We start from the raw sequence: 15,352 nt of genomic DNA on the forward strand, positions 1-15,352 counted from the left end.
ACCAGGTAGAGAACCACCGCGTCAGCGTAGTCCGGCCATCAGCGACCCCCTCGTGTCAGGACAGTGCTCCAGGCGACGCATGCCGCCCAGCCACGCGAATCTCGCCCCACGCGGTTGGCATCTCGACTCCCGTACAGCGCTGATCGATGGCGTTCTCTGGTGACTGGAAAAAGAAACCGATCCAGCCATTGCGTGGTCGTAGTAGATTCAACTACGTGTCGCGGCCGACAACAAGAACGACGTAAGCGAGAAGGAGGGGCTGTGATGAGTGAGACGACGCCGATCGAGGAGTTGCTGACCGAGGTGTCCGACGAGTCCGAGGCCCGTCGGCACGACCCGCTGCCCGAGACCGCCCTCGGCGTTCGACGGAGTGAGGGCACTGCCCCACGGGTGCTGTCCGTGCGCCTGACCGACGAGCAGTACCAGCGCCTGGTCGCCGCAGCAGCAGAGAAAGACCTACCCGTCTCGACAATGGCTCGCCTGGCCATCCTCGAACAACTGGACACCTCCACGCGCCCTGTATCGGGACCGATAGACCTGAACGCGGTCACCGAGGCACTGCGCAAGGTCATCCGCCCCGAGTTCCTCAAGGCCTCCTGAAGCGTGAGCGGCGGACCCTCGCTCCCTTGGACGAGTCTTGCCACTGTCTAGCCGGACCGGCCGAAAGCCAGCAGATCGGTACGCATCTGTTGAGTCTCACGTTGCTGCCCGTAGGTACGGTCTCGAATGTCCAGCGCTCGCAGCACCAGAGCACGGTCTGCCTCACCGATCTGGCCGGTCAGTCGCAGCAGCGTGAATCCCGCACCAATGACGATGTCGTTCAGGTCGACATTGTCCTCATTCAGGTCAGCAGGAACCAGCGGAGCGTCCTCGAACCATTCAGCCGCGATCTGCGCAAGCGTCGAACCGCTGTCCAGCTCGTCGGACCGCTTCGCCCACTCGGCCAAGAGGTCCCAGCCCTCGTCGTTGCCGAACGGCGCAAGGTCGTCGGCCTCATCGTCGTAGAGCGGGTCCCGGAAATGTGCGGCGAAGTCCGGGTGCTTCGGCCACGGGTCGAAGTCCTCATCCTCGGTCTTCGATCTCTTCAGAAAGCGGCTGAACAGGCTTGCCATGGTCCCCCTCGATTCTTCGTCTGAACTGGGCTCGCGATGGACCCCGACCCCAGCTCACGCTGAAGCTCACTGGCCGCTACCCATGACAACGGAACCTACGCGGGGACTCTGACAGTGACTCCAGGCCGCCGGCTGGAACAGCGCGTGCAGGCCTGCCGCACCCAACCGCTTCACGAAGGCTCGGCGGTGCGCTCTCGATCGGGACCCGGGCCTTCGTCAGCACCAGGGTTCTCGTCTTGAAGACGATCGTGCCCTGGCGCGGACAGCCGCGCCAGGGTGTCTGCCTCCGGGGCCCGGAGCGATCATCAGCGCCAGGGGCTCGTCAAGGTCGCGGCCGAGCAGCGCAGCCCGGCCCTCCGAATCCGTGAGGAGCAAGCGGCGCCGGTCTTGGTCCCGGTCTGGGCACGTCACCGCAAAAGACGTACGTGCCGCCGTCACCCGAGCGATCCAGGGCTGACCGTGCCGTCGGCGGTATCTTCGATTCCCTTGCCGGTAGGTACGCCAGGGATCTCGTCGCCGCCGGCGAAGTCGCCCACCCTTCGGAGTTCAGCGCGACGCGCGAGCGCAACCTCGGGGCATGTCAGCTACCTTGCCCCCAAGCCCGCACCCGCCGTACGGTTTGCCCGGATTATCTGGCGGGGGGCCAAGGATGACCACGACACCACTCGCGCGTGCGCCGATCACGAGCATCCGCCCCGCGCCCCGGGAATGGTGGCAGCACCTGGCCGTATGGCGTTCCCGCTGGCTCGGCTCACACCCGCGTGCCGCCCGAGCGTTGGCGGTGGCCCGGACAGTCGTGCTGGCCGGTTCGCTGCTCTGGTTGCTCGGGCTCTGGCTGTTCCTGCCCGAGCTGCGCCTGGGGATGCGCGCCTACCTCGGCTGCCTGTGGGTCGTGGTCGCGTGGTTCGCCCTCGCGCGGACCAAGACACTGACCTGGTCCGGGTTCTTGGGCTTCTTCGCGCTGTGCGTGCCGTGGTCGATCGGCATCGGCCTGGTCACCACGATCATGGCGGGCCAGGTCGCACAGATCGATCTGTTCGCCGTCACGGAGACGGGTGCCCAGGTCGCCATCGCCGGCATCGTCGAAGAGGCCGGCAAGCTCGTGCCCGTCGCGGTCCTGGTTCTCCTCGCACCACGGCGGGCCGCCCGGTTCGCGACCGTCGACTGGCTCCTGCTGGGCCTGGCGTCCGGGACGGCGTTCCTCGCCGTCGAGGAATCGGTCCGGCGCACCGCCGTGGCAACCGGCAACGTGGGCTTCGGTTCCCTGCTCGGCCTGACGCCCGACGGCGTCCTGCCTCTGGGTTACGTTCGGTTCGGTCTCGCGCCGCTCCCGACCCCGATGAGCGCGGATGGCGCCCTGCTCGCCCCGACCACGGTCGCCGAGTTCGGCGGACACGCGATCATGACCGCTCTGGTCACCGGAGTGGTCGGGCTCGCGGTCGCAGCCTGGCAGGCCCGACGTCGCCTGACCGGGCTTGCCCTGGCCGCACTGTCCCTGGTGGTGCTGTGGTCCACGATCGCCGACCACGCGATGTACAACGCCAGCCTGGACCTGTTCAGCGCACTGCCAGGCGACGGCGACACCCCCGCCTGGCTCGATCCGGACTCCACGACCATCCCATGGTGGCTGCGCGTCCCCTGGTCCCTCCTAGGCCACGGACACGGGCGCATCCCGGTCTTCCTGCTCCTGGTGCTGGTGTGTCTCCTGGCCGACGCCGTCCGGCTCGCGGCCCGCCCTGCCGCCAACCTCACGGGGCACCCCGCACCCACCTGGGTCACGCGCCCTGCCCTCGGCGCCCCTGCCGTGGTGAACACCGTCGCTGCTGCGATCACCAGCCTGGTCTGGGTCGTCGGACGCGACCTCGCGCAGGCTCTCGCCGGGCACGCACGACGCCCGCCGGACAGCGGCGAGCCCGCCGAGCCCCGACGGGTCGCCGCCGCACGTGGTGCGGCGCTGGTCTCCGGCCAGCGTGCCCTGCGCGAGCTGGCCTACGAGCACTCCTCAGCCCGTATCCACCCGTGGGTGCGGCGCCTCGCAGCCCTAGCCGTCCTGGCCGGGCTCGGCTGGCTGGTCTTCGCTGCCGCGCCGGCAACGGCGCGTGAGATCGGGACATCGACCAACGACCAGTACCAGCTGCCGGGGATGAACCCGGCCGACGTACCCACGGACCTGCCCACCGGATTCCCGTCCGGGTTGCCGACGACTCTGCCCGATCTGCCCACGCAGATGCCCACCGACCTCCCGACCGTTGCGCCGAGCGATCTACCGACAGCGCTGCCGAGCGACCCGCCCACGTTCGACCCGGACGACTTCCCGTCCCTGGACCCGGACTTCGAGTTCCCCAGCCTTCCGCCCGACGCCGGTCCGGACTCCGGGTCGAGCCCCGACCAGTGGCTGGCCGGAGTGCTCGACGCGCTCGCCGACTGGTGGCACGACCAGCCGCTGCTTGCCCAGCTCGCGATCGGCGCCGGCATCGCCGCGCTGATCGTGCTGTCGGGCGGGTCACTCGGACTGGCCCTGGGCATCTCCGGCGTCCTGACCTGGGGCCTGGACAAGTCAGCGGGCATCGCGACCTTCGTCCGCGACCCGCGGCAGGCCACCCGCGACTACTTCGCCACCGCGACCCCGGCCCAGCTCGCTGCCGACACTCTCGGCGTCGCCCTGACGTTCGCGCCCGGCAACTTCGCCGGCGCCGCGACCGGACGGATCCTGCGCAACACCGCGGACGACCTGGTCGCCGATCCCGCCGCATGGTGGGCGATACGCCGCGAGATGTTTACACGCGAGGGTCTCGCCGACGAGGCCGGGGTCATCGACCTTCAGCATCTCCTGGCCCGCAAACCCGTTCCACTTTCGGACGGCACGATGCAACCCGCGCTCTCAACCGCCGACGACGCTGCCGCCGCCGCACAATACAAGTCCAACCCCTGGACCCCCATCAAGGGTGCGCCCGGGCCCGCCAGGGACGGACAGATCGCCGTCTACGGCGACAATGAACGCGTTATCTCCATTCCGGACAAGGACATTGAGGTACACCCCGACGGGTTCACCTCGCAGTACGGAGCCGTCGGTGATTACAAGCACGTCACCGCGACCTCTACGTGGCACGATCCGCGCACATTGGACCCCCGTCTCTACGATATGGCCGTGACCAAGATCGATCGGACGCTCCAACGCCTGCAGCACGCCGCAGACCAGGTGATGGGAGGCAAGGGCGTCGTCGAGATCACCACGAACAACCGGTCTGCTGGCGAGTTCATCGAAGGACGGATGAAGTCCCTGGGTCTGCGCGGCTATGTTCGAATCACGGGCGAGGTGAAGTGACGATGGCTGACATCATGATCGCGGCGCTGGACGGCTCTACGCCGTTCGACGCGGAGAGCCTGGCACAAGCGGCCCGGACCACTTGGCCCGAGGCCTCATGGCCAGGCTCGTCAAACCGTGCCACCGGGGAGCTGGCCCGGTTGAAGATCGAATCGGGCGGTCGAACGCTCTTCGTCGACGTACTCCCGCCAGGCGGTGGGCTCGGAATTGAAGGTGATGACGAACTGGCCGCGGATTTCGTCGCCTGGATCACTAGGCAGGCGCCGATCGCCGACGGCCAGATCGTCATCACGGACTGGACCGATGACGTCGTTACGCTCAGGCCGAATATGACACGCGACGAGGTCTACGCGCTCCGCGCCTGATTCGAGACCGGACGGCTATCCAGGACTGGCGTTCCGCTTCGGGACAAGGAGCTGAACATGAGCGTAGATGGCTTGATCGAAGCCGCACGTCTGACGCCGACGCAACAGTCGCTCGACTGGGAGCAGGCCCAAGAGCAGCTCGATCTGCGGCTGCCGGCGGACTACCGCCAACTCGTTTCCGCGGGTGGAGCGGGTGTCTGGTTCAACGACCTACGGCTGTACTCACCCGGTGATTCCCTGCGGAGTCATGACCTACTGGACTCGAACGGCGTCTTCGAAGATCTCTTGTTCTTCTGGGAGGACGACCCCGAGCTCCGGCCAGCGGACCTACCCGAAGATGCCCGACTGATTGCCTGGGCCAGCACCAGCCACGGAGAAACGCTCTTCTGGCGCGTCGACGCCGGGAACTCGTCCGGTGTGTATCCGATATATGTCGAGGACGGCGACGGCGCACGGTGGGAGAGGTTCGACCTGTCCACCACTGATCTCCTGCTCGGCATCCTGCACGGAACAGTCAGCAGCCAACTGTTCTCGGACCTCTTCATGGATACAGAACAGGTCTTCCGCCCGTACACCCAGCAACCGTGACGGCCAAGCAGATCCTCGCGGTGCCTGCGTCGTTATTCGTTCGTTCGCGCTCATGGCGGCTGGCACCATGTGCGGCGTGCTAGCTACCGCCGAGATCGCCGACCGTCTCTCAGACGGCGCCGCTGCCGTGCTCTCACGTGCCCCGGGTCCGCTTGCGGAGATCGAGGACTGGCTGTTGCTCGCGTCGGCGCGTGAACTGCTCCGGATCGATCGAACGGCACGCTTCTGGCGGCACCGCGACGCACTCGGAATGGCCAGCTTCTGGGAGGGTGGAACACTCGGCACGTCCGGCCACCTTGGTGCTGCACTCGCGAGCATGCACGGCGACGGTCGAGTCCGGGAAGCCGCCGTCGGCATCCTCTCGCGGACCGATGCCCCGTTGGCCGACCGCATGCTCGCCGTCCGCCTCACCGATCACGTCTGGTCCGTCCGAGACGCAGCCACCAAGGCTGTGCTCCGCAGGACGTCACTGACCCAAGCGGACCAGATCGTGCCCGTCCTGCACCTCATCGAGGGACGCGCGCGAGGCGCCGAAGTCCTGCCCCTGTACCTGCACGCGCTCGCCGGGGCTCACGGAGAAGCCGCACTGTGGTCGCGCTTGCGCGGCTCGACGACACCCGCGGTCCGGCGCATGGCCTTCCGGCACAGCCTGACCAACGAGCTGCTGAGTGCCAGCGACGCCGTCGCCGCGATGCCGCGCGAGCACGACCGCATCGTCCAGAGCCTCCTGGCGCACGCCATCGCCGACCGAGCTGCCCCCGACGTCGTGGCCTCGGCCCTCCTGGGCGACAGGTCGGCCGAGAGTCGTGTGCTCGGCCTCGTCCGGCTGACCGCTGACCTGCTCGATCCCGCAGATGTCGAACGGCTGCTGGTCGATCCTGGCGTCCTGGTCCGGCTGTGGGCACGGCAGCGCTACGAAGAGCAGGGCCGCGACGCGCTCTCGGTGTATCAGGATGTCGCACGAGGCACGGGACCTGCGGCTATGCGTGCGCGGGCCTACCGTGGCCTGGTCGAGGCCGGCGGCGCCGTGGACCGTGAGGTAACGCTCGACCTGGTCCGCAGCACTGAGCCGCCGCTGAAGAAAGCCGGTCTGCGCCTGCTCGTCGGCCGCACGGTTCACGGTGACGTCCCGCTGCTGTTCGAGACGCTGCAGACCGGCACCAACCGTGTCGCACGGCTCGCGTCCGAGGTTCTCCTCGAGATGCCTGCCATGTGGTCGGACGCCGACCTGCTCCCGCTGACGTCGTCCCCGGACCCAGAACTTCGACGTCGGGCGTGGTGGCTCAAGCGCAACCGCAGCGGCTGGGACGAGACAATCGCGGACCTGGAGATCCTGCTCGACCACGACCCAACTCTCGCCGCGCTCGGCCGCAACATGACCATTCCGCAGTTCGCTCAGCCCACTGCCCTACAGCGAACTCAACTCATCGCCCTGCTTCCTCAGGTGTGGCCCGAGACGTGGCGTGAGAGTCACGTCGCGTTCGCCGCCGGGCTGCGGGGCGAGGCATGAAGCTCGCTGAACAGAAATGGCGCACCCTAGTCAGCACTGTCACGTTGGGCGGCCAGTCGTACCGCGTGCTTCGGCCGGCCTCTCCGAAGGCTCACGCCCCGCTGTACGACGGTGCCGGACGCGGAGCCGCACAGATCGTCGTAGACGAGGCAGCCGCGTTCGAGATCGCGTGCGCGTGGTGGCTCGCCGCTCGCTCCCCGAACAGCATGATCCACCTCCCATTGCGCCAAGCCACTGGCGAGTGCGGGTCCTGGGGCGAAGGGCAGCCCTCTGACCTTGTACTGATGCACCACAGCGTGCAGTTCCCAGTGAAGCAGTGGAAAGAACTTCGCGGCCGCGCAACCTCATGGACTCCGCACACGGTGCGGCTTCCTGTGCAGCCATTCCCGGAGGTCACCCAGTCAGATCATGACCGCCGATGGCACGACGGGTTCCGCGACCACCTGCTGTGGGAGACAGCCGCGGACACGCTGTTCGTGATCGGGAGCCGGCCCGCGTTCGCGCTGGCTTCCGAGCAGGTGCGGGAGCTTGCCGAGGACGGCCCCTCGCACATTGCCCGAACGCCCGACGCTCACTGCTGCGCTGAGATCGACATCGGACGAACACTGCGATACGACCGTCGCAATCCACCCGACAGGCTTCACATCACCTACTGCGAGACCCACCGATGAGTCCATCGTGGACGGCCTGGACTCCTGATGATGACGGGGCTGCTCGGATCGCTGACAGCCTTCGCCCGCTCACCGGTCGGCGGATCAGCAGAGTGCGATTCATCGATCTTGAGTACGAGTCGGACCGGCCGTACTGGCATGTCGGGGACCACGTCCTGCTCGACCACGGATTCGAGCTCGACCTCGACGACGGCTCGACATGGTCCTTGATCTGGGAACAGGCAGGAACGAGCGAGGGACTTGGTATCTACCCTGAGCCGCTACTGCCGAACCACCTCACGGCGGGCCGTACTTTCGAGGCGACCAGGTACTGGCGTCGACGTGGGCCTCGGGACATCACCTCGGTAGAACTGTGGTGGTCTGAGGGACGGCTGTACGAGGACGCGGGCGCCCAGGCTCCCGACCGCTGTCTTCGTGAGGTCGTGCTGGTCGGGCATGATCGCGAAGCTGTGATCGTCCTTGGCTTCGGTCTCGATGTCCTCGTATACTGGTCGCGCGCGGACGCGCGCCGCGCCGGTTACCTGACCGAACACGGACGACGCCGCTGCACCCCTATTCGTTGAGCCAGTCTGCTGGGTAACGATCCGGAATGCGTCGGCCGCTTCCTGGGTCCGTGCGCTGATCAGGAATGCCGTGTCGTCAGCGAGCACGATCACCTCGTCGGTCAGCGACCAACGCACCTCAATCTGAACGCTCAGGTGCCCCACCGGGAACGGAGCGATGGCGAGCGGCCTGCCGCTCCCGGTGACCACGGCGAGATCCGCAGATCGGTCGAATTTCGTGGCCAGATCACCGACGCCAGGACGCATGCACGATTCGTAGACCAACCATTGGACCACCGCAGCGGAGAACGTTTCGGTCCATGGCTCCCACTGCTCCTGGGACTTGTCCGCTAGGTCGGCCAGCACGACGACGGGCGGATCCTCTTGGTCCAAGTGCTCCAGCAGGATGCCCCACCGGCAGACGCCCTGGTTCTCATGGCGAACGATCAATGCGCCGTCGTCGATGTACATCTGCCTCTGCACGATGGACAGCAACACGTCCTGGTTGCTGAACAGATCGTGGCGCCGACCGACCAGCCCATAGAACTCACGCACCGCAGGTGGCAATTGAACGCCGAGATCGGCCTCACGCGTTTCGATCTGTTCGGCTGAGACCCCGGAGCTGGCAGTCAGCGGTTCGCCGAGCCAGTACTCGGCAAACCGTGTCACGAACCGCCAAGCTGACGAACGATCTACCGCAGCTTCGGCGACCTCGGCGGAGAGGTCGAAGCGATCAGAAGTCACCATTGCTCCCGCTGACGGTTTCCCGCGTCACCCCGTCCATCCTTCGTTCTCGCGCAACCTCCGTGCGGCCTCGGAACCCGTGCCCAGCATCACGAACGACGGGCAGTTCTCGTGGGGGTTCTGGCCTACAGATCCACGTGGGGTGCACGACTACGCGTGTGCCGTCGTCGAGGCGAACATTCGATCCGGTCGGCGGCATAGCGCGACCTGTCACGTCTCCAGACCTAGCAGCCATATCGCGATCTCGGCGACGCCATCGGCAGTCAGCCCCTCAGACGGTTCGACGTGGAACAGCAGCGCGGGCCCAGGATGCTCCACCTCGACGAACCAGCGGTCCATATCCGTGATGACGTCATCGACCCACACGAACGGTCGGCCCGCAGCAACCCGGACGAGGGCGCGCGTCTTCCAACCCAGAGTGTTCGGGTCGTGCTCGCCATAGGGCGGCAGGTCCGCGACCGGAAGCTCCGGAAGCCCGACCCGCGGCGCGATCACCTCGTTCGCGTCACCCATCCACGCCGTCGCCCACACCAGGTCGCAGCCCAGACCTAGCAGAAGCGGGCCGAGGGCCGGATCGATGAAGTCGAGCTCCGGGCGCGGTGTGTCCGGGTCCTCCGGCTTGCCATCCCGGGGTTGTGGCAGCATCCCGGGCCCACCGAACGGCAACAGGGTCCCGTCGACGTCGAGGAACAGCAGCGGGCGGGCAACAGTCACGCCCGCACGATAGCGGCCGGCGCACGCGGCCGGCACCCGGCGCGCGTCTGCAGTACCAGGTGAATCCCCGATCGCCGAACCCACCTCACGGTCACGACGTGTCCGCTCGTGCAAAGCTGTGCGCATGGACGCTCCTGGCCCCCGACGCGCCTGGTTGCTGATGACCACCGACGGCGGGTCGCTCTATGACGACCAGCTCGGCATCGAGTATCTGTACGACAGCAAGGTCCAGAACCACAAGCGTCTGCAGGTAGGCGACCCGATCGCGCTGTGGGACGGTGAAAGACTCCTCGGGATCTCTGTGATCGAGCAGATCAAGGAAGCTCCTGGCACCAAGACGATGCAGCGGTGCCCCAGGTGCGGAAAGACCCGCCCGAATCCGCTGTCGAAGGCCAAGCCACGGTTCCGGTGCTCGAACACCACATGCAGGTCGGAGTTCGACACGCCGCACCTTGAGAAGGTCGACGTGACGATGTACGCCGCTCGCTACGACGCCGCTTGGACGGCGCTGGACGGGCTCCTCGACGAGGGCGAGATCCGGCCTCTCATCCTCAAGAGCGGCAGCTTCAACTCCGTCCGGGAGATCGACTGGCCCGCCTTTCAGCAGGCTCTTGCGAACAAGAACGCCCACCGGGCCCTCGACCGAATAATCGCGCGCGTGCCAGACCTGTTCTGGCCGACGACGACCGAACCGCACATCGAACTCGTCCACGGCTTCGAGCACTCGATCGTTCGTGTCCGCCGGGGACAGCGGAAGTTCCGGGAACACATCCTCGCCAGCCAGGGCAGCAACTGCGCCTTTACCGGCGCCGCTCCCCCGCGCGTTCTTGAAGCAGGACACCTGTACAGCTACGCCCAGCTCGGGCAGCACTTCGAGCACGGTGGGCTGATGCTACGCAGGGACATCCATCGGCTCTTCGACGACGGCCTGCTCTCGGTAGACCCCACGAGGCTTCGGATCGACGTCGCTTCCGACCTGGCCGATATCCCCAGTACGCCGGACTTCACGACCAACCGCTGGCGACGCAGCTCCGAACCGAGCAGGTCGAGTGGCTCGACAGCCACTGGCGCGAACACCGCGAGCTGTCCCTGCTCGATCGCTCCTGACCTCATCAGCGCCGCTGCGAGAGACCTGGGCGCTCGTTGCCAGATCCTCTGTGCCCGGCGAGACCCTTTCGTCGGATACTTCGCGAGTGCCTACTGACGACAGCTGGACCCGCCTCCTGAAGGCACCGCGATCTCACGCCAGGCGACGGCCACGACATCCTCACGGAACTCTTTGGGGTGGGGTCTGGGCACGGTGAACATCCTTCCAGCGATGCCTGTCGGCACCACAAGTCAGTTGTCACCTATCCGTGGAACAGTCCCAAGTGCTGCCAGATCACAGCCACGCAACACATCGGACGAAACCGTTAGGCCGAGCTACACACTTCGTGAGTGACCGCGGCTAGGCAAGGCAGCCTGGTAGTTGGTGTAGGGAGCGCTCGACGTCACTCCGGCGACTCGCGGAGCACCCGGCGGGCCCTGATTGCGACCGCCAACGCAAACTCGGCGCCGTACACAAGGAGGTGAGCCACCAGCCCCGCCCCGGCCCCGAACTGGAGAGATAGTGCGATCGCTGCCAGAACCGCGACGACGACGGCGGCCACCATCAACGGCACGCTGCGTAACGCTCTGGGGATTCGCGCAAGCGAAGCGGCTGCTGGCTTCACTCGGTCAACGATCCACAGGAACCCGAGCGTGGCAGGGAGAGTCGATACCGTTACCAGCAGTGCCACAAGGTTAGGCAGATCCATCACTGCGGCCACAATTGTCATTACTACACATAATGCGAACATTCCGACCGTCTGGATAAAGCGATTCGCAGCGTTGGCTCGACTGATGAACAAGGCCTCACGCTCAGCATCCTTGCGGCGTTCCTTCGTCATCGGTCAGCACCATCCGAATTCACAGCAGAACCTCCGACCCATCCACCAACGCCGAGCAACAGATCGCTGATGTAAGGCGCCCTGTTTCGAGGAGGAAGATCCCGGAACCCCGCGATCACCACTGCCCATTTCTCGCGCCGCTCCGCGGCCCCCGCCGCGATCGAGCGGCCCACGTGGGACTCCACGTCGATTCGCACGACGGACGTCGTGCGAAACGCTCAGGATAACGGCGGAGGCGGGACGGCAACGAGCGGCCCGTTGCCCGAGCTCCGACTCATGTCGACAGCGTGGTGATCGCATCGAGGATTCTCCGACGCAGGGTGTCGTCCTCCCAGACGAGACTGTCCCAGCTGCCGGAGGTCACGATGCGGGCGTCCTGCTCCGCAAGCGCGCGCAGTCCGGGAACGGCGTCGGCGTCGCCCATCTCAGCGAGCAGGTCCACGCCGTCGAAGCTGCCCCACGGGCCCGCGATCTCCTCAAGGAGCAGCGGAACAAGACCTGCTGTAACAGCGCCGGCCCGCCAGAGCGCGCGGGCCGCCGGAACCCGCGCAGCGCCGTGGAACGGCTCAGTGCGTTCTACGAGATCGCGCAACACTGGGACAAACGCCCCGAGGAGTTCAGACGGAAGCTCCGCCAACAACTCAGCAGCCCGGGCCGCAGGCCTCTCCCCCGCTCGCAGCACCGCGTCCAGAGTCGGGGCCACGACGTCGATGCCCCCGACTGCGCGCCAGACCACGCGAGCAGCAGCGACCTGGAGCTCACGGTCCGGGTAGGTCTCGGCAGCACGTCCCGCCAGGTATGTGCGCAGGCGCGGGACCAGCGACGCCGCGTCGGGTCCGGCCTCGGCGACCAAGTTCAGATCCCAGTCGGTGAACCGATGGCCGCTGTCCAGGAGCCCTGCCGCCACCGCAACGAGCGGCGCCGGATCCTGACACAGCTGGCGCAAGGCGTCGGCAGCCCGCAGCGCGGGAAGCCCGTCGACATCGGCCGCCGCACGGAGCGGAGCCTCTGCGTCACGGGCAGCTGGGCCGATCGCAGCCAGCGCCATGGGAACGGCATACGGAGCCACGGGGAGCGCGTCGACGAGGACGTCGAGGGCGGGCGCCGCAGCCGGCCCCCAGCCCCCGAGGACCGCGATGAGCGAAGCAGGACCGTCCGGCCAGCCTGTGGGAGTTGCCCACTGGTCGCGCTCGCTCGCCGAGGCATCAAGTACGGTCGCCAGTCGGTCGCGGATAACGGTCAGAAAGTCGGGGTCGAAGGACGGGATGTTGTCGCCGAGCAGCCGCAGCGCGTCCGGCGACTGGCCGCGTTCCCATGCGGCGCTCAGCGCTGGAATGACGCGGTCGTCCCGGAGCCGAGTCAGGACAGCGATCGCCATATTCGCGGGGCCGCGGTGGTCAGCGACGTCGCCGAGTGCCAGGTGCGCCAGTTCCGGCGCCAGGCTCGACGCCGCGTGACCAGCGTCAGCAGCTGCAGCGACAGCAGACGCCACGACGCCGGCGTCGTCGTCGGCCAGAAGCTCGCGAAGAGTGCCAACAGACTCCCGCGCGGCCGACCGGCTGGCACGCGAGCGGAGGGCAAGGTTCTCCGCCTGACGGACACGACTCTGCGCGGAGCCAGTCCCCATCATCATGACAACAGTCCGCGCGGCAACGGCGTCGAGGCGTTCGATCACACCGTCGGACCATGTGAGGGACTCCGTCCAGGCGCCGTTCCACTCCGCTTCCCGCCCGATCGCGGCCGCGAGGTGTTCCAACCCCTCGCCAGGCACCGCGCGCCCGGCGTCGAGGAGCGCATGGGCCGCAGCAAGCGGAACCGGGAACGGATCGCGCAACGCAGCCTCAGCCACCGGGAAGCCGACAGCAGGAGCAACAACACACAGGCCTAGCACGATGCCCGCCTGGACCTGCGGGGCGTCCTCTACCTCCCGCCGCGCGACCAGAGCTGACGCAGCTTTGTCACCGCCACCCGAGTGGGCGACCGCGTAGGTGGCAGCCTCACGGACCGCCACTTCGGGGTCCTCCAGCAGCGGCAGGAGCGAGTCCGAGCAGGCGCGCAAGGCCGCCCGGACCGCGGGCAGGGCGCTGCCGTCGCTCATTTTTGGACCTCCGAACGCGCCCAATGCGAAGCACAGAGCATCCCGGTGGTGAACAGCACGACCCGCGGCCAGGTCCACGATGAACGGCACCGCGACCGCGGTCACGGGATAGACCGTCCCCTGGTGCCAGATCGAGGAGAAGAACTCATCGAGCGCCTCACCCGCAACCCCCTTGTCGGGCGAAGCAAGCCCTCGCAGAATCTCGGGCGCATCGCCCGCGGGCCCGTAGGCGCCGCCCAAGCCGTCCCAGTTGATCGCGTCCAGTTCCTCAAGCACCGCGCGAGCCTATCCGCCGACCCACCGGCCGAGGCCGATATCCGTGCAACGGCGAAACGTCGACCAACCAGCCAAGACGCCTGTGGGTCAGGCCACCGGGAGGGCCGCGCCTCAGCACCCGATGGAAAGCACACCCTGCTAGCGTCGCGCACGCGGAGCCGCAGGCCTGACTGCGATCTCGCGTGCTTCAGCACCCGATCAAGGAGAGGAACTCGTCGAGTCCCCCAGATGCCACGCATGGCGGCCATCGCGACCACCTCGTCACGAAACATTGTCACGCCCCATGTCCCAGAACGGCCGGCCCCAACTCGGAACGATGTGCTTGTTGCTCAGCCCCGACGCTGCGGCGGCCGCACGGCCATCGGCCAAGCCGCTCTGATAGTCGAAGAGCGTCGCCCGCTCAGTCCCTCGCTCTGCCTCCGCCGGAGCCAGCTGAGGCGCTGCCACTCGCGGCTCGAACCTCTGCACGAAGCGCTCCGCGAGACGCGGCAAGCGTGCGCGGGTCGCATCAGCGTCATGCAGAATCGACGGCTCGCTCGACGGCGGCCTCGCGAGTACGACCGAACGATGCTCGGACGTGCGGGTCGCCTCCCAGAACTCGTCCTCGTCCTTCGTACCCGTCACCCGCACCCATGCATCCGCAACGCTCGATGTGATCGACTCGAACGCGATCGGGACGCTACCCCCCAAGCCATCAGCTTTTCCTTTCACCGGAGCGGCCTGCAAGTGCTCGGCGAGTGAGTCCGGGTCAGCGATCGCAGCCTCGAACGGCTCACGGCCGAGCAAGATCAGACCGTCACGGAAATCCATGAAGCTGTCATCGCTGATGTACCCCTCGATCAGGAACATCGCGGCCTCCATGGCCGGGATGTCCGCGAGGTCTGCCAGGGCACCCGCCACGGCGTCGAATGCCAGGAGCTCGTCGGCCGTCAGCCGGTCCGCGATGACGTCCACCACGCAATTGGCCAGAGCTTCATCGTTGGCTACGTCTGTCGTCTCCGCACGATCGCGAATCTCGCCGACCAACCACCAGAACGTCTCCAGGTCCATGCACCGAACCGTAGCGTTGGACTACGACACATCAGGTCGCGGAATTCTCCCCCGCGTCGCCGAACTGTCCGGCCTACATCTCAAAGCGCTGGTTCGGATGATCCCACGAAGCGGGGCAGGCAAAGAGCTGGAGATGCGTCCACCGGCCGAAGACAAGCCCCGTCGGTTCGGAGCACTCCTCGCGAGGTTCATTCTCTGCGGGCCGGTGGTCTCGTGCATCTCCGTGCTCATGAGCGTGGAGGGGCGAAGTCGCCGGGTATGACGCGGAGTGGAGGGCGAATGACCAACACGCCCTCTGGGCCGACCGGCGGTGGCCGTACGGGCTAAGCACCTGCAGGAGTTGTCACGCGCCGAACCTAGTGGCGCCGTCCTACCCACCCTCGACAACATCCACCGCGGACGACCACGCATGAGAGACTCGGCGGTCAG

At 67.0% G+C, this 15,352-nt stretch carries 13 protein-coding genes; 7 read left to right on the forward strand and 6 right to left on the reverse strand.

Annotated features, from left to right (window positions below; all coding sequences use genetic code 11):
* The first annotated feature begins 264 nt into the window (after nt 1–264).
* Nucleotides 265–600, forward strand: a complete 336-nt coding sequence (locus ACQEVI_RS06020) for a hypothetical protein (RefSeq protein WP_432895694.1) — start codon at nt 265–267, stop codon at nt 598–600.
* Between the two features lie 47 nt (nt 601–647).
* On the opposite strand, the gene ACQEVI_RS06025 is transcribed toward ACQEVI_RS06020, so the two are convergent.
* Nucleotides 648–1,112: a hypothetical protein gene (locus ACQEVI_RS06025; RefSeq protein WP_432895696.1), complete on the reverse strand. Its 465-nt coding sequence runs from the start codon at nt 1,110–1,112 to the stop codon at nt 648–650.
* 649 nt (nt 1,113–1,761) lie between these two features.
* On the opposite strand from ACQEVI_RS06025, the gene ACQEVI_RS06030 reads away from it, so the two are divergent.
* The 5 genes from ACQEVI_RS06030 (at nt 1,762) to ACQEVI_RS06050 (ending at nt 7,571) form a co-directional block, all read left to right on the forward strand.
* Complete coding sequence (locus tag ACQEVI_RS06030; RefSeq protein ID WP_432895698.1) at nt 1,762–4,437, forward strand: hypothetical protein; 2,676 nt, start codon at nt 1,762–1,764, stop codon at nt 4,435–4,437.
* A 2-nt stretch (nt 4,438–4,439) separates the two neighbouring features.
* Nucleotides 4,440–4,802 (forward strand): hypothetical protein, encoded by a 363-nt coding sequence (locus tag ACQEVI_RS06035; RefSeq protein ID WP_432895700.1) that lies wholly within the window; start codon nt 4,440–4,442, stop codon nt 4,800–4,802.
* A 57-nt stretch (nt 4,803–4,859) separates the two neighbouring features.
* Complete coding sequence (locus ACQEVI_RS06040; RefSeq protein ID WP_432895702.1) at nt 4,860–5,390, forward strand: hypothetical protein; 531 nt, start codon at nt 4,860–4,862, stop codon at nt 5,388–5,390.
* A 76-nt stretch (nt 5,391–5,466) separates the two neighbouring features.
* The gene (locus ACQEVI_RS06045) at nt 5,467–6,900 is read left to right on the forward strand and encodes a hypothetical protein (RefSeq protein WP_432895704.1); all 1,434 of its coding nucleotides are present in this window, start codon (nt 5,467–5,469) and stop codon (nt 6,898–6,900) included.
* Nucleotides 6,897–7,571, forward strand: a complete 675-nt coding sequence (locus tag ACQEVI_RS06050; RefSeq protein WP_432895706.1) for a hypothetical protein — start codon at nt 6,897–6,899, stop codon at nt 7,569–7,571. Before ACQEVI_RS06045 ends, ACQEVI_RS06050 begins: the two co-directional genes overlap by 4 nt.
* A gap of 260 nt (nt 7,572–7,831) precedes the next feature.
* Here ACQEVI_RS06050 and ACQEVI_RS06055 read toward each other — a convergent pair whose 3' ends face one another.
* A complete protein-coding gene (locus ACQEVI_RS06055; protein ID WP_432895708.1) occupies nt 7,832–8,857 on the reverse strand; it encodes a hypothetical protein in 1,026 nt (341 codons plus the stop codon).
* 210 nt (nt 8,858–9,067) lie between these two features.
* Complete coding sequence (locus ACQEVI_RS06060; protein WP_432895709.1) at nt 9,068–9,571, reverse strand: HAD domain-containing protein; 504 nt, start codon at nt 9,569–9,571, stop codon at nt 9,068–9,070.
* A 160-nt stretch (nt 9,572–9,731) separates the two neighbouring features.
* On the opposite strand from ACQEVI_RS06060, the gene ACQEVI_RS06065 reads away from it, so the two are divergent.
* Entirely contained in the window at nt 9,732–10,775 is a 1,044-nt protein-coding gene (locus ACQEVI_RS06065; RefSeq protein ID WP_432895711.1) for an HNH endonuclease, read from the forward strand.
* 286 nt (nt 10,776–11,061) lie between these two features.
* Here ACQEVI_RS06065 and ACQEVI_RS06070 read toward each other — a convergent pair whose 3' ends face one another.
* The 3 genes from ACQEVI_RS06070 to ACQEVI_RS06080 form a co-directional block, all read right to left on the reverse strand.
* Nucleotides 11,062–11,499 (reverse strand): hypothetical protein, encoded by a 438-nt coding sequence (locus tag ACQEVI_RS06070; protein ID WP_432895713.1) that lies wholly within the window; start codon nt 11,497–11,499, stop codon nt 11,062–11,064.
* A gap of 274 nt (nt 11,500–11,773) precedes the next feature.
* Nucleotides 11,774–13,873, reverse strand: coding sequence for a hypothetical protein (locus tag ACQEVI_RS06075; protein WP_432895715.1), 2,100 nt, complete (start codon nt 13,871–13,873; stop codon nt 11,774–11,776).
* Between the two features lie 261 nt (nt 13,874–14,134).
* Nucleotides 14,135–14,923, reverse strand: a complete 789-nt coding sequence (locus ACQEVI_RS06080) for a DUF4240 domain-containing protein (protein WP_432895717.1) — start codon at nt 14,921–14,923, stop codon at nt 14,135–14,137.
* Nucleotides 14,924–15,352: the final 429 nt, after the last annotated feature.

The sequence above is a fragment of the Promicromonospora sp. CA-289599 genome (assembly GCF_050936155.1).
Taxonomy (GTDB): domain Bacteria; phylum Actinomycetota; class Actinomycetes; order Actinomycetales; family Cellulomonadaceae; genus Promicromonospora.

Coding starts and splice junctions, on each gene's coding strand:
- ACQEVI_RS06020 (WP_432895694.1), top strand. CDS start 265: ATGAGTGAGACGACGCCGATCGAGGAGTTGCTGACCGAGGTGTCCGAC.
- ACQEVI_RS06025 (WP_432895696.1), bottom strand. CDS start 1,112: ATGGCAAGCCTGTTCAGCCGCTTTCTGAAGAGATCGAAGACCGAGGAT.
- ACQEVI_RS06030 (WP_432895698.1), top strand. CDS start 1,762: ATGACCACGACACCACTCGCGCGTGCGCCGATCACGAGCATCCGCCCC.
- ACQEVI_RS06035 (WP_432895700.1), top strand. CDS start 4,440: ATGGCTGACATCATGATCGCGGCGCTGGACGGCTCTACGCCGTTCGAC.
- ACQEVI_RS06040 (WP_432895702.1), top strand. CDS start 4,860: ATGAGCGTAGATGGCTTGATCGAAGCCGCACGTCTGACGCCGACGCAA.
- ACQEVI_RS06050 (WP_432895706.1), top strand. CDS start 6,897: ATGAAGCTCGCTGAACAGAAATGGCGCACCCTAGTCAGCACTGTCACG.
- ACQEVI_RS06065 (WP_432895711.1), top strand. CDS start 9,732: ATGACCACCGACGGCGGGTCGCTCTATGACGACCAGCTCGGCATCGAG.
- ACQEVI_RS06070 (WP_432895713.1), bottom strand. CDS start 11,499: ATGACGAAGGAACGCCGCAAGGATGCTGAGCGTGAGGCCTTGTTCATC.
- ACQEVI_RS06080 (WP_432895717.1), bottom strand. CDS start 14,923: ATGGACCTGGAGACGTTCTGGTGGTTGGTCGGCGAGATTCGCGATCGT.